The organism is Hartmannibacter diazotrophicus, assembly GCF_900231165.1.
Lineage (GTDB): Bacteria > Pseudomonadota > Alphaproteobacteria > Rhizobiales > Pleomorphomonadaceae > Hartmannibacter > Hartmannibacter diazotrophicus.
Genome location: NZ_LT960614.1, coordinates 3,147,211 through 3,173,642, shown reverse-complemented (window position 1 = coordinate 3,173,642; position 26,432 = coordinate 3,147,211). Strand labels below are relative to the sequence as shown.

The 26,432-nt window shown below is 64.3% G+C and carries 22 protein-coding genes; 18 read left to right on the top strand and 4 right to left on the bottom strand.

The window, feature by feature from the left end:
• Positions 1-3 precede the first annotated feature (3 nt).
• Both HDIA_RS14825 and HDIA_RS14820 read right to left on the bottom strand, forming a co-directional pair.
• On the bottom strand, positions 4-1,074 hold the full coding sequence (locus tag HDIA_RS14825) for a GGDEF domain-containing protein (protein WP_099556868.1): 1,071 nt from the start codon (positions 1,072-1,074) through the stop codon (positions 4-6).
• Positions 1,075-1,307: 233 nt separating this feature from the next.
• The gene (locus HDIA_RS14820) at positions 1,308-2,750 is read right to left on the bottom strand and encodes a DEAD/DEAH box helicase (protein WP_099556867.1); all 1,443 of its coding nucleotides are present in this window, start codon (positions 2,748-2,750) and stop codon (positions 1,308-1,310) included.
• Positions 2,751-2,999: 249 nt separating this feature from the next.
• Here HDIA_RS14820 and HDIA_RS14815 point away from each other — a divergent pair, with 249 nt between their 5' ends.
• The gene (locus HDIA_RS14815; RefSeq protein ID WP_099556866.1) at positions 3,000-3,701 is read left to right on the top strand and encodes an alpha/beta fold hydrolase; all 702 of its coding nucleotides are present in this window, start codon (positions 3,000-3,002) and stop codon (positions 3,699-3,701) included.
• An 85-nt stretch (positions 3,702-3,786) separates the two neighbouring features.
• Here the strand turns inward: HDIA_RS14815 and HDIA_RS14810 are convergent, their stop codons facing one another.
• Positions 3,787-5,475 (bottom strand): SulP family inorganic anion transporter, encoded by a 1,689-nt coding sequence (locus HDIA_RS14810; RefSeq protein WP_245883882.1) that lies wholly within the window; start codon positions 5,473-5,475, stop codon positions 3,787-3,789.
• Positions 5,476-5,755: 280 nt separating this feature from the next.
• Here HDIA_RS14810 and HDIA_RS14805 point away from each other — a divergent pair, with 280 nt between their 5' ends.
• The 14 genes from HDIA_RS14805 to HDIA_RS14740 all read left to right on the top strand — a co-directional run bounded on the left by HDIA_RS14805 (position 5,756) and on the right by HDIA_RS14740 (position 22,269).
• The gene (locus HDIA_RS14805; RefSeq protein ID WP_099556865.1) at positions 5,756-6,730 is read left to right on the top strand and encodes a quinone oxidoreductase family protein; all 975 of its coding nucleotides are present in this window, start codon (positions 5,756-5,758) and stop codon (positions 6,728-6,730) included.
• A gap of 62 nt (positions 6,731-6,792) precedes the next feature.
• Positions 6,793-7,746 carry a LysR family transcriptional regulator gene (locus HDIA_RS14800; RefSeq protein ID WP_099556864.1) on the top strand — a complete coding sequence of 318 codons (954 nt, stop codon included), beginning with the start codon at positions 6,793-6,795 and terminating at the stop codon, positions 7,744-7,746.
• A 103-nt stretch (positions 7,747-7,849) separates the two neighbouring features.
• The gene (gene uraH, locus HDIA_RS14795; RefSeq protein ID WP_099556863.1) at positions 7,850-8,200 is read left to right on the top strand and encodes a hydroxyisourate hydrolase; all 351 of its coding nucleotides are present in this window, start codon (positions 7,850-7,852) and stop codon (positions 8,198-8,200) included.
• Positions 8,201-8,205: 5 nt separating this feature from the next.
• On the top strand, positions 8,206-9,699 hold the full coding sequence (xdhA, locus tag HDIA_RS14790) for a xanthine dehydrogenase small subunit (protein ID WP_099556862.1): 1,494 nt from the start codon (positions 8,206-8,208) through the stop codon (positions 9,697-9,699).
• Positions 9,692-12,154, top strand: coding sequence for a xanthine dehydrogenase molybdopterin binding subunit (gene xdhB, locus HDIA_RS14785; protein ID WP_245883880.1), 2,463 nt, complete (start codon positions 9,692-9,694; stop codon positions 12,152-12,154). Before xdhA ends, xdhB begins: the two co-directional genes overlap by 8 nt.
• A gap of 4 nt (positions 12,155-12,158) precedes the next feature.
• Positions 12,159-13,145, top strand: a complete 987-nt coding sequence (xdhC, locus tag HDIA_RS14780; protein WP_099556861.1) for a xanthine dehydrogenase accessory protein XdhC — start codon at positions 12,159-12,161, stop codon at positions 13,143-13,145.
• A gap of 41 nt (positions 13,146-13,186) precedes the next feature.
• A complete protein-coding gene (locus HDIA_RS14775) occupies positions 13,187-14,746 on the top strand; it encodes an ABC transporter ATP-binding protein (protein ID WP_099556860.1) in 1,560 nt (519 codons plus the stop codon).
• A complete protein-coding gene (locus HDIA_RS14770; protein WP_099556859.1) occupies positions 14,746-15,840 on the top strand; it encodes an ABC transporter permease in 1,095 nt (364 codons plus the stop codon). The genes HDIA_RS14775 and HDIA_RS14770 overlap by 1 nt, the downstream gene beginning before the upstream one ends.
• The gene (locus tag HDIA_RS14765) at positions 15,833-16,753 is read left to right on the top strand and encodes an ABC transporter permease (protein WP_099556858.1); all 921 of its coding nucleotides are present in this window, start codon (positions 15,833-15,835) and stop codon (positions 16,751-16,753) included. Before HDIA_RS14770 ends, HDIA_RS14765 begins: the two co-directional genes overlap by 8 nt.
• 103 nt (positions 16,754-16,856) lie before the next feature.
• On the top strand, positions 16,857-17,924 hold the full coding sequence (locus HDIA_RS14760; RefSeq protein WP_099556857.1) for a BMP family ABC transporter substrate-binding protein: 1,068 nt from the start codon (positions 16,857-16,859) through the stop codon (positions 17,922-17,924).
• A 142-nt stretch (positions 17,925-18,066) separates the two neighbouring features.
• Positions 18,067-19,248, top strand: coding sequence for a urate hydroxylase PuuD (locus tag HDIA_RS14755; protein WP_099556856.1), 1,182 nt, complete (start codon positions 18,067-18,069; stop codon positions 19,246-19,248).
• Entirely contained in the window at positions 19,245-19,766 is a 522-nt protein-coding gene (uraD, locus tag HDIA_RS14750) for a 2-oxo-4-hydroxy-4-carboxy-5-ureidoimidazoline decarboxylase (protein WP_099556855.1), read from the top strand. The genes HDIA_RS14755 and uraD overlap by 4 nt, the downstream gene beginning before the upstream one ends.
• Before the next feature lie 50 nt (positions 19,767-19,816).
• Complete coding sequence (locus HDIA_RS14745) at positions 19,817-21,058, top strand: allantoate amidohydrolase (RefSeq protein WP_245883879.1); 1,242 nt, start codon at positions 19,817-19,819, stop codon at positions 21,056-21,058.
• Positions 21,055-22,269 carry an ArgE/DapE family deacylase gene (locus tag HDIA_RS14740; RefSeq protein WP_099556853.1) on the top strand — a complete coding sequence of 405 codons (1,215 nt, stop codon included), beginning with the start codon at positions 21,055-21,057 and terminating at the stop codon, positions 22,267-22,269. The genes HDIA_RS14745 and HDIA_RS14740 overlap by 4 nt, the downstream gene beginning before the upstream one ends.
• 95 nt (positions 22,270-22,364) lie before the next feature.
• Here the strand turns inward: HDIA_RS14740 and HDIA_RS14735 are convergent, their stop codons facing one another.
• Positions 22,365-22,628 carry a hypothetical protein gene (locus HDIA_RS14735; RefSeq protein ID WP_099556852.1) on the bottom strand — a complete coding sequence of 88 codons (264 nt, stop codon included), beginning with the start codon at positions 22,626-22,628 and terminating at the stop codon, positions 22,365-22,367.
• 200 nt (positions 22,629-22,828) lie between these two features.
• Between HDIA_RS14735 and HDIA_RS14730 the strand changes: the two genes are divergently transcribed.
• From HDIA_RS14730 to HDIA_RS14720, 3 genes are all read left to right on the top strand, one after another.
• The gene (locus tag HDIA_RS14730; protein WP_099556851.1) at positions 22,829-23,707 is read left to right on the top strand and encodes a LysR substrate-binding domain-containing protein; all 879 of its coding nucleotides are present in this window, start codon (positions 22,829-22,831) and stop codon (positions 23,705-23,707) included.
• Between the two features lie 164 nt (positions 23,708-23,871).
• A complete protein-coding gene (locus tag HDIA_RS14725) occupies positions 23,872-25,125 on the top strand; it encodes an aminopeptidase (RefSeq protein WP_099556850.1) in 1,254 nt (417 codons plus the stop codon).
• Between the two features lie 189 nt (positions 25,126-25,314).
• Positions 25,315-26,421: an alkene reductase gene (locus HDIA_RS14720; protein ID WP_099556849.1), complete on the top strand. Its 1,107-nt coding sequence runs from the start codon at positions 25,315-25,317 to the stop codon at positions 26,419-26,421.
• Positions 26,422-26,432 lie beyond the last annotated feature (11 nt).

Here is a 26,432-nt window from a genome sequence, read left to right as displayed (position 1 = left end):
GCGTCAGGCGACCGTCTTGGTCTTCTTCGACCGCGATTCCATTTTCAGATCGTTTTCGGTGCAGACCCGGTTCCGGCCAGTGTGCTTGGCAAGATAGAGAGCGGAGTCCGCACGCTCGATGATCGATTGCACCGAGTCGCGGTTGTTGAAGGTCGCAACGCCGATCGAGATCGTGATGTTACCGAGGTTCTCGCCGGTGGACCGCTTCATCAGTTCCTTCGACATGACGGCGACACGAATCTGCTCGGCAACGGCGGCCGCGCCCTTGAGATTGCAGCGCGGCAGGATGATGGCGAATTCCTCGCCGCCGTAACGGCAGGCGATGTCGTGGCCCTTCACGTTCTGCTTCACCGAAAGACCGACGAGGCGCAGCACCTGGTCGCCGGTCTGGTGGCCGTAGGTGTCGTTGAAATTCTTGAAATGGTCGATGTCGGTCACGAGAAGCGAGAAGGGCTCGTCCTCCTCGGAGGCCTGGGCGATCGCGCGTTCGATCGACTGGTCGAAGTGCTTGCGATTGGCGAGCGTGGTGAGTTCGTCGGTCAGCGATTCAAAGCGGATCGCATCGAGGCTCTCGTGTAGCTCGGCGATCTGGCGGCGTGACTCGGCAAGCTGGACTTCAAGCTCGCGATTGACCGCTTCCGTCTTGCGCGTCTCGGAAATCAGCGTCTGGACGATCTCGCTGACGTCGGCGCTGTCGGTCGCCCCTTCGAGTGCGGTGCTGGCGCCATTGAGGGACGTGCAGTAATCCGACGTCGCGATGATCGATTTTTCCATCGCGCCGACGACACCGGACAATTCGCCGGAAATGCGTGTTCCGACGTCATCGATGCGATCGGCAATGCGGCTCGGAGACAAAAAGACCGCATAGATCTTGTTGACCTCGTCCATCGTGATGACGCCACGAGCACGCAGAATTTCGTTGATGGCCTTGTTCAGGGCGTGATTGAAGCCGGCGCAGTATGTGTACCAGAGTTCATAATTGCGCGGATAAGCGGCAATTTCATTGCGCTTGAGCTGGCCGATGGCAGCCTCGCCGTAGGCGATGGTCCTTTGAAATTCATCGCGACCGCTCATTCGACGTTTCCGTCCCATTCCCCCAGAAAGATGCAGAAACAGTAGGGAAAAAATTTGAAGTTTGAGTTAATTCGTCGAAATCATGACGCAGCGGATAAAATACTTTCCGCTATTGTTGAACAATTCTCAAATTGCGGTCGAACGATTGCATCGACCGCACTGGTTCGACCAGTCGTTCGGATCGAAATTCAAAAGGCGGCGCCAAGTCATCGGCACCGCCTTTTTCAAAGCTGTCAGGATGCCTGCTTTTCCGTTCGGACCGGTCGCAGGAGGAAAGCGGGGACATGGTCACCGAGGCCGATCACGGGCTCGTCGTCATCGCGGTAGCGGCCGCGTTCACGGTTGGGGCGCCGTCCGGCGCCATCGGCCGGCGAAGACCGGTGCTCGGACCGCTTGTTCCTGGGGGAAGACGGGGCGCGCTGCTCCGGAGCACTAGCACTCTGGACCGGCGCACTTTCCTTTTCTTCCTGCTGCCGGCTTGGCTTGGCCCGACGCTCCTTCGAGGAGCGGGCAGCCGGGCGCGGGGCCTCGTCGTCTTCTTCCTCGATGGCGACAGGAGAGTCCATCCAGTTGACCTTCTCGCCGATCAATTTCTCAATGGAGGCGAGATACTTGGCATCAGCCGGGCCGACGAGCGTGATGGCCGTTCCAAGGCGTCCTGCGCGGCCCGTACGGCCGATGCGGTGGACATAGTCTTCGGCGTGGGTCGGGATATCGAAATTGAAGACGTGGCTGACTTCAGGGATATCGAGGCCGCGCGCGGCAACGTCGCTGGCGACGAGAACGGTGAGCGTTCCCTTGCGGAAGGCGTCGAGCGTCGCCATCCGGGCGCGCTGCTCCATGTCGCCGTGCAGGGCGCCGGCGTTGAAGCCGTGTTTTTCCAGCGACCGATAGAGCGTCGCCACATCGCGCTTGCGGTTGCAGAAGATGATGGCGTTCTTCAGCTCTTTTGCGTCGCGGATGAGGCTGCGCAGAACGTCGCGCTTCTGGTAGGCCTCCCGGCCAACCTTGACGAGATTCTGCGAAACGGTCTTGGCCGTCGACGCCGGCCTTGCCACCTCGATCTTGACCGGATCGTTTAGGAAGGTGTCGGCAAGGCGCTGGATTTCTGGCGGCATGGTCGCGGAGAAGAACAGCGACTGGTGCGGACGGGTGCAGAGCTTGCAGATGCGCTCGATGTCCGGGATGAAGCCCATGTCGAGCATGCGGTCGGCCTCGTCGATGACGAGGATTTCAACGCCGTTCAGCAGCAGCTTGCCACGCTCGAAATGATCGAGCAGGCGACCCGGCGTCGCGATCAGGACATCCGCGCCACGGGCCAGCTTCTTGTCCTGCTCATCGAAGGAGACACCGCCGATGAGGAGGGCGACCGTCAGGCGATGGTTCACGCCGTATCGGGAGAAGTTCTCTTCAACCTGCGCAGCGAGTTCGCGCGTCGGCTCCAGGATCAGCGTGCGGGGCATCCGGGCACGGGGACGACCCTTCTCGATCAGGGTCAGCATCGGCAGCGTGAAGGATGCCGTCTTGCCGGTGCCGGTCTGGGCGACGCCGATGATGTCGCGATGCTGGAGAACATGCGGGATCGCGGCCTCCTGAATGGGAGTCGGCGTCGTGTATCCCGCCGCTTCCACGGCGCTAAGAACCTTGTCACTCAATCCGAGTTCGGAAAAATTCATTTGATCTTTCGAGTTGTGCTGTGTTGCCAGACAGACTGCGGTTCGCAAGCCGTCGAAAAATGCCAGATTGCCGCGCGCGGGCCGGCCAGGCCAGAATTGCGTCGAACCATAGGCAGTGAAGCTGCATTGTCAACGGAAAAGGCCAGATTTCCGCGGCGCGGAAGCAGAAATTCGGCATCTGCAACATGATTGCCGCATGTTCGGGCCTCTGGTGGGCCCTGAACAGGGTTAGACATGGGAACTGCAACGATGTTTCACAAGCCGGTGGTCTTCGTGCCGGGGCTCAATTGCACCGAAGACCTCTTCGCCCCGCAGATGGCCGCGTTGTCCGACTCACAGGCTGTCAGCGTTGCGGAGCATTCCACGCATGACGAGATCGGCGCACTGGCCGGGGCGATCCTTGGTTTCGCTCCGGAGACCTTCGCGCTGGTCGGGCTTTCGATGGGGGGCTACATCGCGCTGGAGATCATGCGGCAGGCACCGGACCGGGTGGAAAAACTGGTTCTGATGGACACGAGCGCGCGCGGCGACACGCAAGAAGCAGCCGAGCGGCGGCATCGGCTGATCGCGCTCGCACAAGCCGGGCGGTTCGCCCAGGTGCCGGACCTGCAAATCCCGATGCTGCTGGGCAAGGCGGCGCAGGCGGGCATGGCGTTGCCGGCGCTGGTGCGCCGCATGGCGCTTGCCACCGGTGCGGACAATTTCGTGCGTCAGCAAAAGGCAATCCTGAGCCGGCCGGATTCGCGGCCGACACTTGCCACGATCCGATGTCCGACCCTCGTGATCGTCGGCGAGGAAGACCAGATCACCCCTGTCGAGGTGGCGCGGGAGATCGCCAGCGGCATTGCCGGAGCGGATCTCGCCGTCATTTCGGGCAGCGGCCACCTCTCCTCGATCGAGGCGCCCGAGGAAACGACGGCAAAAATCGCGGCATTTCTCGATCGTCCCTGACCGGCATCGGCAGGGTCTTCGCCCACGTCGGCGGGCAACCGGCGGCCGGATGGTGCCGCTGGCCTGTTCAACCTTTCCGGGGGCCTCAGAGCTTCAGTGCTTCCTCACGGCTGGCCATGAAGTGCGGCTGGAGTGCGCTCTCGTGCGTCAGATGCCTGATGTCCCGGATCACATGGTCGCGCGCCCCGACGATCACGACCTCGGCGTTTCTGCCATGGGCGGTGTCGAAGAAGCTGGAGAGAGCGGAGCCGCCGGTGGCGTCGACGAAGGGAACGGTCGACATGTCGAGGATGTAGCGCTTCGGCGTATCGCCGATGCGGTCGAGGATCGACGACAAACGCTGGGCGGCGCCGAAGAAGAACGGGCCGCTGATCGTGTAGACCACCACGTCGCCGGGCGTGGTGGCATCGGGGCGGTTCAGGATATCGGCCTCGTCCTCGTCGATCAGGTGCTCGTGCGTCTCAACCTCGACCGCCTCGGCCATGCGGTGGACGAAGAGGATGGCGGCCGCGACGACGCCGAATTCGATGGCGACCGTCAGGTCGACGAAGACGGTGAGCAGGAAGGTCGAGACGAGCACGAAGCGGTCGCCCATGGTGGCGCGGCCGAGAATATGGCGGATGTGCCGGATCTCGGAGATGTTCCACGCGACCATGACGAGGATGGCGGCAAGGGCGGCAAGCGGAATGTAGCCGAGAAGCGGCGCGGCGACGGCCATGAACAGCAGCAGGAAGACCGCGTGCAGGATGCCGGCGACCGGGGTGCGGCCGCCCGAGCGGATGTTGGTCGCGGTGCGGGCGATGGCACCGGTGGCCGAGATGCCGCCGAAGAAGACGGAGGCGCAGTTGGCGACGCCTTGCGCCACCAGTTCGCAATTGGAGCGATGGCGCCGGCCGGTCATGCCGTCGGCGACGACGGCGGAGAGCAGGGACTCGATGCCGGCCAGCAGCGCGATGGTGATGGCATCCGGCAGCAGTTCCTTGACGAGATTGAGGTCGAAGGCGGGCATGGCCGGGGAGGGCAGGGTGCGCGGCACGCCGCCGAAGCGCGAGGCGATCGTCGCGACATGAAGGTCGAGCAGGTAGGTGACGGCGGAGGCGACCACGACGGCGATGAGAAAGCCCGGCCAATGCGGCCTGAAGCGCTTGGTGCCGATGATGATGCCGAGCGCCAGGACCGTCACCAGGACGGCAGCCGGGACCGTTTCGCCCGCATGCTGGACGAGCAGCATCATCTTGGGCAGGAAGTCGCCGGGCAGTGAGACATCGAGGCCCATGATGTCCTTGAACTGGGACGCCAGGATCGAGACGGCGATGCCCGAGGTGAAGCCCGTCACCACGGGATAGGGGATATACTTGATGTAGGTGCCGAGCCGGAGCGCGCCGATGATCACCAGCAGAAGGCCCGCCATCAGGGTGGCAAGCGCCAATCCATCATAGCCATGACGCTGGACCACGTTGAAGACGACGACGATGAAGGCCGCCGTCGGCCCGCCGATCTGGAACCGGCTGCCGCCGAGAGCGGAAATCAGGAGACCGCCGACAATCGCGGTGAAGAGGCCGCGCTCGGGCGGGACGCCGGAGGCGATCGCGATCGCCATCGACAGGGGCAGGGCGACGATCGCAACGGTGAGGCCCGCGATCGCGTCCGCCCTCAGCGTTTGAAGGGTATACCCTTCGCGAAAGCAGCTGATGAGCTTGGGAGTGAAGATATCCGCGTAGCTGGGAGACTTCGGGGGCGTCGTCATCGTCTTGCGTGTTGCCGTTTCCATCATGCGCCCTTCAGCCTGTCCATTTGCTTTCGTTCCTCATTCGTTCGGCGGGCGAAGTTCAAACGAAAACGCCCTCACGATCTTGATCGCGAGGGTCTTTCAAATGGGCCGCTGCCGAGGATGGCGCGTCAATCATGCGGCGCGGCGGGGAAGTCGGTCCATAGGTAAAAACACATAATTTCGATCATGAAGCTGCTTTTTCGGTCTCGCCGCGGGCTTGACCGGAGGCCCGAGGGCCGATCACATCGCCTGAGGGGAATCGAGCGTCGCGAAGGAGTGTTCAATGCGTGCCATTCGAGTTCATGAATGCGGCGGGCCGGAAGCCCTGGTGCTCGACGACATCCCGGTGCCGTCGCCCGGCCCCGGCGAGGCGCTTGTCCGGCACACGGCGATTGGCCTCAATTTCATCGACGTCTATTTCCGCACCGGCCTTTATCCGTCGCCGACGGGTCTTCCCTTCATTCCCGGCAGCGAGGGCGCAGGCGTCGTCGAGGCGGTCGGCGAGGGCGTCACGGATCTCAAGCCAGGCGACCGTGTCGCCTATGCCGGCCCGCCCGGCTCCTATGCCGAGAAGCGGCTGATCTCGGCGGCGCGGCTCGTGCCGCTGCCAGAGGCGATCGACGACCGGACGGCGGCGGCGATCATGCTGAAGGGCATGACGACGCAATATCTCCTGCGCCAGACCTTCAAGGTCGAGCCGGGCCAGACGATCCTTTTCCACGCCGCGGCGGGCGGCGTCGGCCTGATGGCTGGCCAGTGGGCGCGTCATCTCGGCGCGACCGTGATCGGCACGGCGGGCTCGGACGAGAAATGCGCGCTCGCGCTTGAGAATGGCTATCACCACTGCATCAACTACCGGACCGAGAATTTCGTCGAGAAGGTCAAGGAACTGACGGATGGCAAGGGCTGCGACGTCGTCTACGACTCGATCGGCAAGGACACGTTCCCAGCCTCGCTCGACTGCCTGAAGATGCGCGGCATGTTCGTTACCTTCGGCAATGCGTCGGGCCCGATCGAGGGCGTCAATCTCGGCATCCTGGCGCAGAAGGGCTCGCTCTACGTCACGCGGCCGACACTCTTCAGCTATATTGCGAGCCGTGAGGCGCTGCTTGCCTGTGCCGCGGATCTGTTCGACGTGGTGGCAAGGGGAATCGTGAAAATCTCGGTCAACCAGACCTTTCCCTTGGAACAGGCCGCCGATGCCCACCGGGCGCTGGAAGGACGGGCGACGACCGGAGCGACCCTTCTTCTGCCCTGAGTTGGAACGGGTCTTGCGTCCGTTCGGGACGACCTGCGCAGTCAACGGGCGGCCAATTCAACATGGACGATCGTATCCGTCATCTCCTGAGCCCGTCGCTGCGCTATTTCGCGGCGGCAGCTCGCTATGGCTCGTTCCGGGCGGCGGCGCGGGAGCTCAACGTCGCCTCCTCGGCGGTCAACCGGCAGATCATCGCGCTGGAAGAGGTGCTGGAGACGAAGCTGTTCGAGCGGATCGGACGCAAGATCCAGTTGTCCACCACCGGCGAGATCCTGCTTCGCCACGTCTCCAGCACCGTGCGCGGCCTGGAAGGCATGACCGGCGAGTTCGATGCCCTGCGCGGGCTCAAGATCGGGCGCGTCAGGGTCGCGACGGTGGAGAGCGTCGGCGAGGACCTGCTGCCGGATATCCTTTCGCGCTTTTCGGCCGCCTATCCGGGCATCGACATCGCCGTGACACTGACGATCTCCGATGAAGCGGAAAAACTGGTGCTCCTTGGCGAGGTCGACGTCGGGCTCACCTTCAACCCGCGCGAGCGGGCGGCCCTCGACATCGGCTTTCGCCGGAACCTCAGGATAGGCGCCGTGGTGACGCCGGATCACCCGCTCGCGAAAGCGAGAACGATCGGGCTTGCCGACTGCATGGCCTATCCGTTGGCATTGCCGTCGAAGGGGCTGTCGCTGCGCCATGCGCTCGACTCCACCGCAGTCATGCGGGGCGGCGGCTACCGGATGCAGGTCGAGGCAAATTCGCTGCGGCTGATGAAGCAGGTGGCGCGCGGAGGGCATGTGGTCGCCTTCCAGACCCGCATCGGAATGGAGCCGGATCTGGCGGATCGGACGCTAGTCTTCTGTCCCCTTTCCGATGCCGATCTGCCGATCGATCAGTTTGCAGTCATTTCCCGGGCTTCCGGGACATTGAAGCTGGCGCCTGCCACGTTTCACACTTTCGTTGTTCAGGAACTGGCGCGAATTTTGGCAGTGGATGATGCCGATACGGCATCATCTCGTCCGTGAATTCATGCTTTTGATGCACGGTTGACCGTGCCACACTCTTGGGCAACGAACGTTCGGTGACGCGAGGAAAAGATTCGGCGCCGATGTTTGACAGGGGGATAGTTTGGGTCGATTGACGACGCATGTGCTCGATGCCGTCGCAGGGACGCCTGCGGCGGGTCTCAGCGTGGCACTCTATCGAATCGAGGAGGGCGGCGCGGTGCTTGTGACGCGCGCCGTCACCAATGAGGACGGCCGGATCGTGCCGCTGGTCTTCGGCGACGACTTCGTGGTCGGCGTCTATGAGTTGCATTTTCTGTGCGGCCCCTATTTCCATCAAAAGGGGGTGCCGGTCACCGATCCGCCCTTCCTGGATACCGTGCCGATCCGTTTCGGCATTGCCGATGCGACGCAGCACTTTCACGTGCCGCTGCTGATGTCGCCCTACAGCTATTCCACCTACCGCGGGAGCTGAGAGCCATGCGCGACACCATACGATTCCTGCGGGCGGGCAAGATCGTCGAACTGTCGGATGTCGGTCCGACGGAGACGCTGCTCGACTACCTGCGCCTGCGCGAAGGCTCATGCGGCACAAAGGAAGGCTGCAACGAGGGCGACTGCGGCGCCTGCACGGTCGCGGTGGGTGCGCCGCATCGCGGCACGATCCGCTACCGGCCGGTCAATGCCTGCATCCAGCTTCTCGGCATGCTGGACGGCAAGGAAATCGTCACGGTGGAGGATCTTGCCGACGGCGATATCCTGCATCCCGTTCAGGCGGCGATGGTGGACCACCACGGCTCGCAATGCGGCTTCTGCACGCCCGGCATCGTGATGAGCCTCTTCACGCTCTATCATGCGGGCAAGGCCGCCGACCGTTTCGCGATCAACGACTGTCTCGCGGGCAACCTTTGCCGCTGCACCGGCTACCGGCCGATCGTCGACGCGGCGAAATCCGTCTGCACGGGCGAGGTGGGGGACCGCTTCGCGCGCGAGGCCGATGCGACCGTCGGAATCCTGCAGTTCCTCTCCGACCGGCAGGACATCTTCATCGGCAACGACAAGAGCTTCTTCGCCGCACCGCGCACCATCGACTCGCTTGCGGACCTCTATCTGCGCCACCCGGATGCGACGCTGGTTGCCGGAGCGACCGACGTCGGCCTCTGGGTGACCAAGCAGCTTCGCAAGCTGCCGAAAGTGATCCATCTCGGACGCATCCTCGGCATGAGCCAGATCGAGGACATCGGCGATGCGATCCTGATCGGCGCCTCGGCGACCTTCGAGGACGCGATGCCGCATTTTTCCGCCATCGATCCCGATTTCGGCGAGATGATGCGCCGGGTCGGCTCCAAGCAGGTGCGGGCCGCCGGCACAGTCGGCGGCAACGTCGCCAACGGCTCGCCGATCGGCGATACGCCGCCGGTCCTGATCGCGCTCGGCTCGACCGTCGAGCTGCGCAAGGGCAATGAAAGCCGCGCGCTGCCGCTGGAATCCTTCTTCATCGACTACGGCAAGCAGGATCGGGAGCGGGGCGAGTTCGTGGCAGGGCTCATGGTGCCGAAGCTTGCCGCCAACCAGCATCTGCGCGTCTACAAGATTTCCAAGCGCTTCGACCAGGACATCTCGGCGCTGCTCGGCGCGTTCCGCTTCACGGTTGAGGAGGGCGTCATCACCGAGGCGCGCATCGCCTTTGGCGGCATGGCCGGAACGCCGCGGCGGGCCTATTCGACCGAGGAACGCCTGATCGGCACCGAGCCGTCCAAGACGGCGAGTTGGGGCACCGCGCGCGAGGGGCTTTCGATCGACTTCAAGCCACTCAGCGACATGCGCGCCTCCGATCACTATCGGCTCGAGACCGCCTGGGCGCTGCTGGCCAAGGCGCTGGTCGAGCTTGCCGGGGCGCCGAGCGAGATCACCCGCGTGATCGGACGGCGCGAGGCGGATGCGGCCTTCCAGACGGAGGCGCTCCATGTCTGAGACCGACATGCGCAAGACCGACGTGTCCGACGTCGACCTCGCCGATCCCGTTCTGTCCGAGGGCGCGGAACCGTCCGCGGCGGACTTCGAGACCGAGCCCGCGACCGCTTCTGCCGAGGACGTTGCCGAACTGCCGGGCAGCGCCTCGCCCGAACCTGCCTATGCGACGGTGCGCCAGCCGATCCGGCACGACAGCGCCATCAAGCATGTCACCGGCGCCGCGATCTATATCGACGACATCCGCGAGCCGGCGGGAACGCTGCATCTGGCGCCCGGCTGGTGCCCGACCTATGCCAAGGCGAAGCTTGGCTCGGTGGATCTTTCCGAGGTGAAGGCCGCCCCCGGCGTCGTCGCGGTGCTGACCAAGGACGATGTTCCCGGCATCAACGACGTCAGTTCGGCGATGGGCGACGATCCCATGCTGGCCGACGGCGAGATCCTTTTCTGGGGACAGGTCGTCTTCTGCGTCGTCGCCACGAGCCGTGACGCGGCCCGCCGGGCGGCAAGGCTTGCCCGCTTCGAGGCAACGCCGGAAACGCCGCTCATCACCGTCGAGGATGCGCTCACTGCCGATAGCCACGTGCTGCCGGAATACCGCTTCGGGCGCGGCGATGTCGACAAGACGCTGCTCAATACGCAGCGCCGCCTTTCGGGCAGCATCGCCATCGGCGGTCAGGAGCATTTCTACCTTGAAGGCCAGATCGCCATGGCCGTGCCGGGCGAGGATGGCGACATGCTCGTCTATTCCTCGACGCAGCACCCGAGCGAGGTGCAGCATACGGTCGCCAAAGTGCTTGGCCTCATGGAGGCCTCCGTCGTCGTGGAGACGCGCCGCATGGGCGGCGGTTTCGGCGGCAAGGAGTCCCAGGCGAACCAGTGGGCGGCGCTGGCCGCCCTTGCCGCGCATGTCACCGGCAAGCCCTGCAAGATGCGGCTCGACCGCGACGACGACATGATCATGACCGGCAAGCGCCACGACGAGGTCGCGACCTTCGACGTCGGCTATGACGCGGACGGACGCATCCTCGCCGTCGACCTCGCGTTCGACTCGCGCTGCGGCTATTCGGCGGACCTTTCGCTCGGCGTCAACGACCGGACGATGTTTCACGCCGACAACGCCTACTTTTATCCCGTGGTCGACATCGTCTCGCGGCGATTGAAGACCAACACCTATTCGAACACGGCCTTCCGGGGCTTCGGTGGGCCGCAGGGTGTGATCGCCGCCGAGCGCATCATCGACACCATCGCGATCACGCTCGGGCGCGACCCGCTGGAGGTGCGCAAGCGCAATTTCTACGGTCCGGGCCGGGACGTGACGCCCTATGGCCAGACGGTCGAGGACAATGTCCTGCAGGATCTGGTCGGCAAGCTGGAGACCTCCTGCGACTATGCCAGGCGGCGGCAGGCGGTCCGGACTTTCAACACCCGAAGCCGGATTCTCAAGAAGGGGCTGGCGCTGACGCCGATCAAGTTCGGCATCTCCTTTACCCTCATTCACCTGAACCAGGCCGGCGCGCTGGTGCACCTTTATACCGACGGGTCGATCCACCTCAATCACGGCGGCACCGAGATGGGGCAGGGTCTGTTCCTGAAGGTGGCGCAGGTGGTAGCCGAGGAATTCGGCGTGTCCGTCGACCAGGTGAAGATCACCGCGACGAACACGGCCAAGGTGCCGAACACGGCGCCGACGGCGGCCTCCTCCGGCTCCGACCTCAACGGCATGGCGGCGCTGATTGCCTGCCGCGAAATCAAGGGACGGCTCGTGCCCTTCCTTGCCGGCGAGTATGGCGTTCAGGAAGACCAGATCGCCTTCCGCGACGGCAAGGTCATCATCGGCAACGAGGCCGTACCGCTGAAGGAGGTGGCCAAGAAGGCCTATCTCAATCGCATTCAGCTGTCCTCGGCGGGCTATTACAAGACGCCGAAAATCCACTGGAACCGCGACAAGGCGGAAGGGCGCCCCTTCTACTACTACGCCTATGGCGCGGCCTGCTCTGAAGTCACCATCGACACGATGACGGGCGAGATGCGGGTCGACCGGGTCGACATCCTCCACGACTGCGGCAAGTCGCTCAATCCGGCCATCGACATCGGCCAGATCGAGGGCGGCTTCGTGCAGGGCATGGGGTGGCTGACCACCGAGGAACTTGTGCACGACGCGCAGGGGCGACTTCGGACCCACGCGCCCTCGACCTACAAGATCCCGACCTGCTCGGACGTTCCGGAGGATTTCCGGGTCGAACTCTACGAAAGCCCCGAGGGCAACCGCGAGGAATCGATCTTCCGCTCCAAGGCGGTGGGCGAGCCGCCGCTGATGCTTCCGGCCTCGGTCTTCTCGGCGATCGTCGATGCGCTCGCCTCGATCCGTCCCGGCATGGTGCCGCCGCTCGACGCGCCGGCAACGCCCGAGGCGATCATGAAGGCCGTGCACGCCATGCGGCGGGGAGGGGCCTGATCCGATGTCGACCTTCGCCCGCCTGCTCCCGCTTCTCGATGACCACCCGGCCGCAAGCCTGGTGACGGTGATCGGAACGCGCGGGTCCACCCCGCGCGAGGCGGGCACGCGGCTGGTGGTGGCGCCGGACGGCAGCTTTTCCGGCACCATCGGCGGCGGGCGTTTCGAATATGAGGCGCTGGCGGAGGCGTCTGCGGCAGCGGCTAGTGGCGAGGATCGTTTCTTCCTGCATCGCTTCGCGCTCGGTCCGGAACTCGGCCAGTGCTGCGGCGGCGCGATGACCATTGCCGTCGAGGTCTTTTCGAAGGCCCGGCGTGACGAGGTGAAGCGCCTCGCCGAGGCCGAGGCCGGCGGGATGACGACCGAGGCCGACACGACGTCGGCGGGCGGAGGACTTTTCCGCACGATCCTTTCGTCCGGCCAGCGCCGCCCGAGTGCGGTGCTCCGGGACAATGGCCGTCTCGTGGAGGATTTTGGCCAGCCGAGCCGGCAGGTCATTCTCTTCGGCGCGGGTCATGTCGGACGGGCGCTGATGCTGCAGATGGCGAGCCTACCGATGTTCCGCCTCACATGGGTCGATGGGCGCGAGGGGCAGTTTCCGCCGCGCGTTCCGGCAAGTGTGACACTTGTCGATGCGGTCGATCCGGACGCGATCTTCGCGGACGCCGAGCCGGGCGCCTTCGTGCTGATCATGACGCATGATCACGCGCTGGATCTGGCGATCCTCGATGCGGCGCTGCGCGAGGGACGGGCGGCCTATGTCGGCCTCATCGGCTCGGACACGAAGCGGGCGCGTTTCGTCAGCCGCCTCAAGGCGGGCGGGCTCGACAGGGAGACAGCGGAGAGTTTCGTCTGTCCGGTCGGGATCGACGGGATCACTTCGAAGGAACCGGCGGCCATTGCGGCCTCGGTGATCGCCGATCTTCTGATCCGCGATGAGGCGATGGCAAAGGCGGCGCATGGGGTAGGCAGGCTGAAGGCGGCGGGCTGAAAACCGGACGACGGTGGAGGGCTGGGGGGGTGGATACAGGCATGAGTGCGACAGGCGATGCCGGAGCTGCGACGGCTGAAGGAGGTCTGCTCCTTCAGGCCCGCCATATCGTGAAACGCTTTGGCGACAACGTCGCCAATGACGACGTCAGCCTGTCGCTCGCGCCCGGCGAAATCCACGCGCTGCTGGGTGAAAACGGCGCCGGCAAGTCGACGCTGGTGAAGATCCTCTACGGCGCTTTGCAGCCCAACAGCGGCGAGATCATCTGGAAGGGACAGCCGGTGACGATCGGCTCGCCCGCCGAGGCAAGAAAGCTCGGCATCGGCATGGTTTTCCAGCATTTTTCGCTGTTCGATGCCCTGACGGTCGCCGAGAATATCGCCCTAGCGAGCCCCAAGGGCACACCGATGGCCGAGTTATCCGCTGCCATCGAAAAGGTCTCCGCCGAATACGGCCTGCCGCTGAAGGCCGACGACCGCGTGGCGGACCTGCCCGTCGGCATCCGCCAGCGGGTGGAGATCGCGCGCTGCCTGTTGCAGTCGCCGGACCTCATCATCATGGACGAGCCGACCTCGGTGCTGACGCCGCAGGAGGCCGACCAGCTCTTCCTGACGCTGAGGCGTCTCGCCTCGGAGGGCTGTGCGATCCTCTATATCTCCCATCGGCTCGAGGAAGTGCGCGCGCTCTGCCACAAGGCGACGGTGATGCGCCGGGGCAAGATGGTGGGCTATGCCGATCCGACCAAGGAGACGGTGGCCTCGCTCGCCCGGATGATGGTCGGCAGCGAGATTTCCGAGGTGAGCCGGACGACCTCCGAGCGCGGCAACCCGCGCCTTGCCCTCGTCAATCTCGATATCCCGGCCAAGGATCATTTCGGCGTCTCGCTCAACCGGATCAACCTGGAAGTCTGCGCCGGCGAGATCATCGCCATCGCGGGTGTTGCCGGCAACGGCCAGGGCGAGCTTTTCGACGCGATTTCCGGCGAGGTTCGTACCCTCAACGGCGGTTCGGTGGTGATCGACGGCGAGCCGGTCGGCACGCTCGGGGTCAACGACCGGCGCAAGCGCGGCGCGGCCTTCGTGCCGGAGGAGCGGCTTGGCCATGGCGCGGTTCCGGGCATGCCGCTTTCCGACAATGTGGTCCTGACGCGCCATTCCACCAAGGACGGGCTCGTCGTGACCGGCCTGATGAAGATCGCCCGTGCGATCGAGATCGTCGGGGCCGTCACCGATCGCTTCGACGTGCGCAAGGGCGTGCCGGATCCGGAGGCGCGGGCGCTTTCCGGCGGCAACCTGCAGAAATTCGTCGTCGGACGCGAGGTCGACCGCAAGCCCGGCGTTCTCGTCGTCTCGCAGCCGACCTGGGGTGTCGACGCGGGCGCTGCGGCGGTCATCCGCCAGTCGCTGATCGATCTGGCGCGCAGCGGCTCGGCGGTTCTCGTCATCAGCCAGGATCTCGACGAGATCTTCGAGGTTGCGGACCGCATCGCGGTGATCTCGCGCGGCTATCTCTCCGCGCCCAAGCCGGCCGGCGAGATGACGCGCGAAACCATCGGCCTCCTGATGGCCGGCGGAGCGGAAAAAGAGGAGGCGCGGGTCTGATGGTCCGGATGGAACTCGTCAAACGGCCGGAAATGAGCCGAAAGATGATGCTGCTCTCGCCGCTGATCGCGGTGGGACTGACGGTCATCGCCGCAGCCATCGTCTTCGCGCTGCAGGGCCAAAATCCCGTTCTCGGCATCTACTATTTTTTCCTGGAGCCGATTTCCTCGCTCTGGGGACTGGAGCAACTCGTCACCAAGGCGACGCCGCTCGTCCTCGTCGCGCTCGGGCTGTCGCTCTGCTACCTCTCCAACAACTGGAACATCGGCGCCGAGGGTCAGCTCACGATGGGGGCGATCGTCGGGTCCATGCTGCCGGTGCTGGCGCCGGATTTCGCCAGCCCCATCGTCTTCCCGCTGATGCTGATCATGGCGGCGGCGGGCGGCGCGGCCTACGCAATGATCCCGGCGGGCCTCAAGGTCAAATTCGGCACCAACGAGATCCTGACGAGCCTGATGCTCGTCTACTGTTCGACCTACTTTCTCGACTGGCTGGTGCGCGGGCCATGGCGCTCGCCGACGGGCTACAACTTCCCGATCACGGTCGATTTCAACGAGGCGGCCGTCCTCAATTCCTATGACATCGGCGGCGTCTATCTCAACGCCTCGGCGCTGATCGCCCTCATCGCCGTGGCCGTGCTCGCCGTGCTCCTGAAGATGACGCTCAAGGGCTTCGAAATCCGCGTCCTCGGCCAGAGCCCGAGGGCAGGGGCCTTCGCCGGTTTCTCGTCGAAAAAAATGACGCTCTTCACCTTTGCTGTGTCCGGGGCGCTGGCCGGTCTTGCCGGCATGATGGTGGTGATGAGCGAACTCCAGAAGCTGCAGCCGGTCATCTCGCCCGGCTACGGCTTCACGGCGATCATCGTCGCCTTCCTCGGCCGGCTTAATCCGGTCGGCATCCTGATCGCCGGCTTCGTGATCGCGATCTCCTATCTCGGCGGTGAGGCGATCCAGACGTCGATGCAGATTTCCTCGAAGGTGGCGACGGTGCTGCAGGGCATGCTGCTCTTCTTCGTTCTCGCCTGCGACACCTTCATTCTCTACCGCGTGCGCTTCACCCGTCCGCGTGCCAGCGGGGAGACCGCTCATGCTTGACATCACCCCCTTCCTGCTGACGGTCATCACGGCGGCAACGCCGCTGCTGCTCGCCTCCGTCGGCGAACTCGTGACGGAGCGTTCCGGTGTCCTCAACCTCGGTGTCGAGGGCATGATGGTGATGGGCGCCGTCGCGGGGTTCGCCGGGGCGGTCACCACGGGAAGCCCGCTCGTCGGAGTTCTGCTGGGCATGATGGCGGGCGTCGCGACGAGCCTCGTCTTCGCCTTCGTGACCCTGACGCTGGTCGCCAACCAGGTGGCGAGCGGTCTTGCCCTGACGCTCTTCGGCCTCGGCCTTTCGGGCCTGATCGGCGAATCCTATGTCGGCCAGCCGGGCGTCAAGCTGCCGGGCCTCGACATTCCCGTGCTCACGGACCTTCCCGTCGTCGGCAAGCTGATCTTCGGGCAGGACGTGCTCGTCTACCTCTCCTTTGCCCTCGTCATTGGGGTGAACTGGTTCCTGTTCCGCACGCGGGCCGGCCTGATCCTGCGCTCGGTCGGCGACAACCACACCTCGGCGCATGCGCTGGGCTACTCGGTGATCAAGGTGCGCTATCTCGCGGTCATGTTCGGCGGTGCGTGCGCGGGCCTTGGCGGGGCGTATCTGTCGACGGCCTATACGCCGCTCTGGGTGGAGAACATGTCCGCCGGCCGCGGCTGGATCGCGCTGGCGCTGGTCGTCTTTTCCTCGTGGCTGCCGGGCCGGCTCGTGATCGGCGCCTATCTCTTCGGCGGCGTCTCGATCCTGCAGCTCTATGCCCAGCCGCTCGGGCTTGGGGTGCCTTCGCAGTTCATGTCGATGCTGCCGTATCTTGCGACGATCGTCGTTCTCGTGGCGATCTCGCGCAACACGCGGGCGACACGTTTCAACACGCCGGCCTGCCTCGGCACGCCTTTCGTTCCGGACCGCTGACGCGCCCGGATCACAGTCTGCTGGTGCGTAGCGATCCGCACCGGCCAGCAATTTCCGGATCGCAATTGTGACTTGAAGACCGTTTCTCAAGGGAGCGTATCAGATGAAAAAGCTGCTTCTTCTGGCCGGCACGGCGGCCCTCGCTGTGACCGTCGCCTCGTCGGCCCTTGCGGCCGATCTCAAGGCTTGCTGGGTCTACACCGGCCCGATCGGTGACTTCGGCTATTCCTACCAGCACGACCAGGGGCGCCTGTCGGTGGAGAAGGAATTCGGCGACAAGGTCGAGACGGCCTATGTGGAGAATGTCGCCGAAGGCCCTGACGCCGAGCGCGTCTTCGAGCGCTTCGCCCGCGAGGGCTGCGGCCTCATCTTCGGCACCTCCTTCGGCTTCATGGACCCGGAGCTGAAGGTTGCCAAGAAGCACCCGGACGTGAAGTTCGAGCATGCGACCGGCTACAAGATGGCCGACAACATGGCGATCTATAACGCCCGCTTCTATGAGGGCCGTTACATCATCGGCCAGATCGCGGCGAAGATGTCGAAGTCCGGCACGGCCGGCTACATCGTCTCCTTCCCGATCCCGGAAGTCGTGATGGGCATCAACGCCTTCATGCTCGGCGCGCAGAGCGTCAATCCCGACTTCAAGGTCAAGATCATCTGGGTCAATTCCTGGTTCGATCCGGGCAAGGAAGCGGACGCGGCCAAGGCGCTGTTCGACCAGGGCGCCGACATCATCACCCAGCACACCGATTCCACCGCCGCCCTGCAGGTGGCCGAGGAGCGCGGCCTACTGGGCTTCGGCCAGTCGTCCGACATGATCAAGTTCGCCCCGAAGGCGCAGCTCACCTCGATCGTCGACGACTGGGGTCCCTATTACATCAGCCGCGTGAAGGAGGCCCTCGACGGCACCTGGAAGGCGACGGACACGTGGGACGGCATCAAGGAAGGCGCCGTTCACATGGCCGACTACACCAACATGCCCGACGACGTGAAGGCGATGGCCGAAGAGACCGAGAAGAAGATCGCGTCCGGCGAACTGCATCCCTTCACCGGACCGATCTACAACCAGGCCGGCGAGCTCGTGCTCAAGGACGGCGAGGTCATGGCCGACAAGGACCTGCTCGGCATGAACTGGTACATCAAGGGCATCGACGACAAGCTGCCCCAGTAAATCCATCCGGCACGGATGATGCTTGGATCTCCGCGGTTGACGCCGCGGGGATCCTGCCTGCGGCAATGCCCGCTTTCTTGCGCAATCAATGAATTTTCCGGAGCCGGACCCTCCGGCCAAGCCAGCGTTTCAAGGAGACCCGATGTCCACATTCATTGCCGACTGGCTCAATATTCTTCTGCGTTGGGCGCATCTGGTGGTCGGCATCACGTGGATCGGAACATCCTTCTATTTCATCGCCCTCGATCTTTCGCTGCGCGCCCGGGAGAAGATGACGCCGGGCGTTTTCGGCACCGCCTGGCAGGTGCACGGCGGCGGCTTCTATCACGTGGAGAAATTCACGGTCGCGCCGGAGTTCCTGCCCGAGGACCTGCAGTGGTTCAAGTGGGACGCCTATCTCACCTGGGTCACGGGCTTCGGCCTTCTGATCACCCAGTATTATTTCAACGCCTCGGCCTATCTCATCGACCAGTCGATCCTGCCGATGCGGCCCTCCGAGGCGATCCTCATTTCCGTTCTGTCGCTCGTCGGCGGCTGGTTCCTCTATGACTGGCTTTGCCGCTCGAGGATCGGGCAGAACACGCCGCTTCTGGCGACGATCGTCTTCGTTGGCATCGTCGGGGCCGCCTATGGCTTCACCCACGTCTTTTCCGGCCGCGGCGCCTTCATCCACGTCGGCGCACTGGTCGGCACGATCATGGCCTGCAACGTCTTCATGATCATCGTGCCGAACCAGCGCAAGATCGTCGGTGCGCTGATGAAGGGCGAGGAGCCGGACGGCAAATACGGCAAGATCGGCAAGCAGCGCTCGGTTCACAACAACTACCTGACGCTGCCGGTCCTGCTGATGATGGTGTCCAACCACTATCCGCTGCTGACGGGCCACTCCAATTCCTGGCTGATCGTCGCGCTGATCCTGATTATCGGCGCCATGGTGCGTCATTTCATCAACCGGCATGAGGCGGGCGATCATTTCAAGGAGATCGGCTGGACGCTCCCGGTCGCGGCGATCGGTCTCATGATCGCCATCGTCATGACGGCGCCGCGCACGGATCCGGCCGTTGCCGGCATGGAGGTCTCCGATACCGAGGTGATGACCATCGTCGGCAAGCACTGCGTCATGTGCCATGCCGATCATCCGGCGCATGAGGGCTTTGACGAGCCGCCGAAGGGCGTCGTGCTGACCTCCGTCGACAAGCTCAGGCAGTTTGGGCCGGTGGTCGAGATGCAGGCGGTCAAGTCCAACACCATGCCGCTCGGCAACGAGACGGGCATGACAGAGGAAGAGCGCCAGCAGCTTGGCGCGTGGATTGCCGCGCAATGAGCAGCGACCCGCTCAGTATCGAGGGCGTCAACGGCCTGCCGGAGGGCCGGTTCATGGCGATGTTCGGCGACGTCGCGGAACATTCGCCCTGGGTCGCGCGACAGGCGATGGCCGGACGCCCCTTTGCGGACCGGGAGGCGATGATCCAAGCCATGACGGACGCGATCGGAAAGGCGCCGCTCGAAGCCCGGCTTGCTCTCATTCGCGCCCATCCGGATCTTGCCGGCAAGGCTGCCATCGCCGGTGAGATCGCCGAGGACTCCCGGCGCGAACAGGCCGGCGTGGGCCTTGATCGGCTGACCGAGAGCGAGTACGAGACCTTTCAGCGTCTCAACGACAGTTACAAGAAGCGGTTCGGTTTTCCGTTCATTCTTGCCGTCAAGGGCGCCACGAAGGAGATCATCCTTCGCGAGTTTCAGGTCCGTGTCCAAAATGATCCTGTCGCCGAACGCGAGACGGCACTGGCGCAGATTGGCCGGATCATTCGTTTTCGCATAGAAGATCGCGTCCTGCCGTGAGCCCTCCGGATCCAAATTCCCTCGAGCCTTCCAGTCCGCACGAACTCGGTGTGCGGGCGCAGAGTCTTCTGGTCGTTCTCGGCAGTATCTCCGACGATCCCACCCATCTGACGCGGCTCTATCTCTCGCCGTCGCACCGGCGGGCGGCCGATTTCGTCGGCGATTGGATGCGCACCGCCGGCCTCAAGACGTCGATGGATGCGCTGGGGACCGTGCGCGGCTCGCTCGACGCCACGTCGCCGGGACCGAATGCCGGCCGACGCCTGCTGATCGGCTCGCATATCGATACCGTCACCAATGCCGGCAGCTACGACGGAACGGCCGGCGTCGTGATCGGTATCCTGGCGGTGGATGAAATCCGGCGGCGGGGCATCAAGCTGCCCTTCGGGATCGACGTCCTCGCCTTCGGTGACGAGGAGGGCGTGCGGTTTCCGACGACGCTTCTGTCTTCCTCCGCCATTGCCGGCACGATCACGGCTGAAATGCTGCTGAAGTCGGACAGAGACGGCGTCAGCGTCCGCAAGGCGCTCATGGATTTCGGCTGCGACCCGGACAAGATCGACGAGGCCGCCTACGACCGGGACGAGGTGCTCGGCTATCTGGAGGTCCACATCGAGCAGGGGCCGGTGCTGGAGCATGAAAAGCTGCCGCTCGGCGTCGTCACCTCGATCGCCGGCCAGACCCGTTTCAAATGCATCGTGCTCGGCGAGGCCGGCCATGCCGGCACATCGCCGATGGGCCTTCGCCGCGATGCGCTTGCCGCCAGCGCCGAAATCATGGGCGAGATCGAGCGGTTCGCCCGCGAGGGACGCGAGCACAGCCTGGTCGCGACCGTCGGCCAGTTGATCGTCTCACCGGGCGCCGTCAACGTCGTTCCGGCCCGCGTCGATTTCTCGCTGGATGTGCGCGCTGCGACCGATCAGCCGCGCCTCGATGCCATCGCCGCCATTCGCACCGCCGCCCGGGAGATCGCCGAGCGCCGCCATGTCGCCGTGATGATCGAGAGCTACCACGAGAGCCAGACGACCCCATGCGCCACTCATCTGCAGGACGGTTTTGCGTCCGGTATCGAAAGGCTTGGCCTGCCGGTCCTGCGGCTGACGTCCGGGGCTGGCCACGACGGTCATGCGGTCCAGCATCTCACCGATGTCGGGATGCTGTTCGTGCGCTGCCGTGGCGGCATCAGCCACAACCCGAAAGAATTTGCCGAGCCCGATGATCTGGGGCTAGCGGTCGAGGCCCTGGTGGGTGCCATCGAGCATCTTGCCGGCCACTTTGGAGGAGACTCATGAAATCGCTGATCGATGCCGCCTTCGACGACGAGGTGGCCTTTCTGCAGGAACTGGTCCGGGTGCCGAGCGACAATCCTCCGGGCGACTGCGACCCGCATGCGGAGAAGGCGGCTGAACTTCTGGAGGAGATGGGCTTCACGGTCGAGCGTCACCCCGTTCCCGAGCCCTTCGTCATCCAGAACGGCATGAAGAGCGTCACCAACCTCATCGTCCGGCAAAGCTTCGGTGAGGGGACCGGTCCCGTGATCGCGCTCAACGCACACGGCGACGTCGTGCCGCCCGGCGAGGGCTGGACGGCCGATCCCTATGGCGCGGAAATCCGCAACGGGGCGATCTACGGGCGCGGTGTTGCCGTGTCGAAGTCGGATTTCGCGACCTATGCCTTTGCGCTCAAGGCGCTGATGGCCAGCGATCTGCCCCTCAACGGCACCATCGAACTGCATCTGACCTATGACGAGGAGGCGGGCGGCTTCGTCGGCCCCAAGTGGCTGCTGGAGCACGAGCTTTCCAAGCCGGACTATGCCTTCTCTGCCGGCTTTTCCTACGCGATCACGACCGCCCACAACGGATGCCTCCATCTGGAGGTGGTCGTGCGCGGGCAGCAAGCGCATGCGGCGATGCCAGAATCCGGCGTCGATGCGCTGGAGGCCGCGACCCCGATCCTCGCCGCGCTCTATGCCGAACGCCATCGCCTCAATGTCACCGTCAGCGGGCAGAAGGGCATCGGTTCGCCGAAGCTGACCGTCGGGCTCATTTCCGGCGGCATCAACACCAACGTCGTTCCGGACCGGGTCGTGATGCGGCTCGATCGCCGCCTGATTCCGGAAGAAAACGGGGCTGAGGTCGAGACGGCACTGATCAACCTCATCGAGACGGCGGCGCCGAAGATCGAGGGGCTCGAAGTGGAATGCCGGCGCATCATGCTGGCCGAGCCGCTGCGTCCCATCGAGGGCGTCGACAAGCTCGTCGCGGCTGTCGCAAAGCACGCGACGGACGTGCTGGGCGTCGAGGTGGGGCCGACGGGCGTTCCGCTCTACACCGATGCCCGCCACTATGCGGCGGCAGGCATTCCGACGATCCTCTACGGTGCGGGCCCGCGCTCGATCCTGGAGGCCAATGCCCATTCGGCCGACGAGCATCTGGAGATCTCGGACCTTCGCGCGGCAACGGAGGTCGTTGCGCTGGCGCTGGCGGATCTGCTCAAGGCCTGAGAGACCTCCGTTTCCGGGACCGAAAACAAAGAGGCGGGCTCAAGGGTCCGCCTTTTTCATTTTCCGACTGTTCCGGATGTCCGGCCTGTTCGCACCTAGCGGAAGAACCAGCGCAGGGCCTGCTCGTCGCTGAGGCGAAGGATCGACTCGTCCCGGCTGAGGGCGGAGTGAATTTCCTCGCGCGTCAGACCCATGTCTTCCAGCTGCCAGGTCGGACGCAGCGCAAGGTCCTGCAGGACCCGCCGGCGCCGGGCCAGCGCGACGCGGCGATCACGGCTCTGCCGCAGCATGTCGGTGAACTGCTTCCAGGCAGAGACATGCGGGCGATGATGGGTGAACTGATAGATCTGAGCGGACATGGCTTTCTCTCCTTCCAGAGACAAAGGGCAAACAACTTCGTCTGCCAGGTTCGTGAAATGTCAATTGCTCCAGGCAGTTGGGGAGACAATTTTGGTGACGCCCCATTGTTGATGCTGACAATCGCCGATTTTCATTCATTGAACAAACGAATGTTTTTTGATATTCATATCGAGAAATTCGATGCAAATGGAGGTGCACGATGTTGCTCTCGCTCGACCCAGATTTCCTGCGCAGTTTTCTCGCCATCTCCGAAACCGGCAGCTATGGCGCGGCGGCGGAGCGGGTGAACAAGACGCAGTCGACCGTCTCGGCCCAGATGAAGCGGCTGGAGGAGGTCTTGAACGTCAGCCTGTTCGAGAAGAACGGGCGACGGAACACTTTGACGCCGTCGGGCCTGCGGCTGCTCGAATTCGCACGCCAGATGGTGCATCTCAACGACGAGACGCTGCGGGCCTTCCATCCGCCGGATGTCTCCGGTTTCATCCGCATCGGCACCAGCGACGACTATGCCCAGGCCTTTCTCATCCCCGTGCTGTCGCGCTTTGCCGCCACGCATCCGGCGGTCGAGGTGGAGGTGCTCACGGACGACACCTCGGGGCTCCTGAAGCGGCGGGACAGGAATTCCTTCGACGCGATGCTGATCGCGACGAGCCGTGGCGGGGGCGACGTCGAAACACTGCGGACCGACAAGCTGCACTGGATCGGGTCGGATCAGTACAGCCGCCACCAGGAAGAAAAGATGCCGTTGGTGATGTGGTCGGAGGGCTGCGCGTGGCGATCCAAGGCGGAGGCGGCTCTCTCGGCAGCCGGGCGCCCCTGGCGGGTGGCCTTCACGACGTCCAATTCGCCTCTGCTCTTTGCGGCCGTGCGAGACGGGCTGGGCATCACCATCGGGCCTCGTTGGTATCTGAAGCCCGGTCTCAGGGTGCTCGACGACCTCGATGCGCTCTATCCGCTGGGCAGCGAGGGGCTTGGCATCATGGCCCGGCCCGGGAACAGATCCGCGCCACTTGAAGCCTTCCTCACGGAAGTTCGCGCCCAGTTCCGGGGCGACACCGCCTTGATGGCCGCGGCCTGATTTCGGCGCGTCTCCCCAGAGACTTGACGCTCGTTCATTTCCCGATTTTCCTCGACGAAATCCCGTCAACAAATCGTGACGGGATTTCGCACGGCGCCCCTTCGATTCGATCGTAGGGTTGCCTATCTTCCGACGACGCATCTGCGACAGAGCAAGGCTTTCCCATGACCTTCATGCCTGACTTCAAGAACGCCATCGATCCTGCCAAGCTGGACAAGCTCGCCGAGGTCGCGGTCAAGGTGGGCTTGAGGCTGCAGAAGGGGCAGGATCTGGTCATGACCGCCCCGGTCAATGCGCTGCCTCTGGCAAGGCTGATCACCAAGCATGCCTACATGGCCGGCGCCGGCCTCGTGACGACCTTCTTCTCCGACGAGGAGATGGCGCTGGCGCGTTTTGCCTTTGCCAGCGACGACAGTTTCGACAAGGCCGCCGGCTGGCTCTACGAGGGCATGGCGAAGGCCTATTCGGACAATGCGGCGCGTCTCGCCATTTCCGGCGACAACCCGATGCTCCTGTCGGAGCAGGATCCGACCAAGGTCGCACGGGCCAACAAGGCCATGTCTCTCGCCTACAAGCCGGCGCTGGAGAAGATCGCCGGCTTCGACATCAACTGGAACATCGTCTCCTATCCGAACCCGTCCTGGGCCAAGCAGATGTTTCCCGACCTTCCCGAGGAAGAGGCGGTGAAGACGCTGGCGGACGCGATCTTCGCCGCGTCCCGCGTCGATGTCGCCGATCCGGTCGCCGCCTGGACCGGGCACAACGCGGAACTTGCCAAGCGGTCCGCCTGGCTCAACGACCACCGCTTCTCGGCGCTCCAGTATTCCGGCCCTGGCACGGACCTGACCCTCGGCCTTGCCGACGGGCATGAATGGTTCGGCGGCGAGTCGACCGCCAAGAATGGCATCACCTGCAATCCGAACATTCCGACCGAAGAGGTGTTCACGACGCCGCATGCCATGCGCGTCGAAGGGACAGTGTCCAGCACCAAGCCGCTGTCGCATCAGGGCACCCTGATCGACAACATTCAGGTCCGCTTCGAGGGCGGCCGGATCGTCGAGGCGAAGGCCTCCAAGGGCGAGGCGGTGCTCAACAAGGTGCTCGACACGGACGAGGGCGCCCGGCGGCTTGGCGAAGTGGCGCTGGTGCCGCATTCCTCGCCGATCTCGCAGAGCGGCCTGCTCTTCTACAACACCCTCTTCGACGAGAATGCCGCGAGCCATATCGCGCTTGGCCAGTGCTACTCGAAGTGCTTCCTCGACGGCGCCTCGCTCAGCAAGGAGCAGATCGCGGCGCAGGGCGGCAACTCCTCGCTCATCCACATCGACTGGATGATCGGCTCCGACAAGATCGACATCGACGGGATCAAGCCTGACGGCTCGCGCGTTCCTGTCATGCGCGGCGGTGAATGGGCCTGAGATAACCCAGACCCGGAACCGTCGGCCTGCCGTTCGCCTCCCACGAACGGCTTCTCCCAGCCCTAGAGCGCGTTGCAGTCAGTCGTCTTCATGCGACGTGCTTCGGGCTTTTGTGTTGTCGCGCGTCTTGATCCGAAAACCATTTCCCACTTTTCGGAACGCGCTTTAACTTCCGAAGGATATCCTCCCATGACTTCCGACGTTTCCGTGCTGTTCCAGCCGCTTGCGGTTGGCGACCTGACACTTGCCAACCGGATCGTGATGGCGCCGCTGACGCGCAACCGCGCGACGCGCGGCACCAACGCGCCGAACGATCTCAACGTCCAGTATTACGTGAAGCGCGCCGATGCGGGCCTCCTGATCACCGAGGCCTCGCAGATCTCGCAGCAGGGTCAGGGCTACATCTGGACGCCCGGCATCTTTTCGTCCGAGCAGGTTGCCGGCTGGCGCAAGGTGACCGACGCCGTCCATGCGGCCGGCGGCAAGATGGCGATCCAGCTCTGGCATGTGGGCCGCATTTCGCATGTGAGCCTGCAGAAGGATGGCGCCGCTCCCGTTGCGCCCTCGGCCATCAAGGCCAACGGCCGGACGCTGATCGAAGGCGGCATGGCCGAGGTCAGCGAGCCGCGCGCGCTCGATATCGGCGAGCTTCCTGGCATCGTCGCCGACTATGTGCGGGCGGCACAAAACGCCAAGGCGGCCGGCTTCGACGCCGTCGAGGTCCATGCGGCCAACAACTACCTCATCGAACAGTTCCTGCGCGATTCCACCAACAAGCGGTCGGACGCCTATGGCGGCCCGATCGAGAACCGCGCGCGCCTGTTGCTCGAAGTCGTCGATGCGGTTGTCGGCGTTCTTGGCAAGGGCCGTGTCGGCGTGCGCCTGTCGCCGGTGACGCCTGCCAACGACGGCGGGCTCGACAGCGATCCGCAGGCTCTGTTCGGCTATGTGGCGAAGGAACTGGCCAAGCGCGGGATTGCCTATATCCACGTGATCGAGGGCGAGACCCGCGGCGGCCGCGACACGATCCCCTTCGACTATGCCGCGCTGAAGGCGGCCTTCGGCGGCGTCTACATCGCCAACAACGGCTTTTCGCGGGAACTCGCCATCGAGTCGGTGAGCAAGGGGCATGCCGATGCCATCGCATTCGGCCGGGCCTATATCGCCAATCCCGATCTCGTGTCGCGGATCAAGCTCGACGCACCCTGGAACGAGCCAGACACCTCCACCTTCTACGGCGGCACCGAGAAGGGCTACACCGACTATCCGACGCTGAAGGCCGAGGCGGCGGAATAAGCAGCCGGACG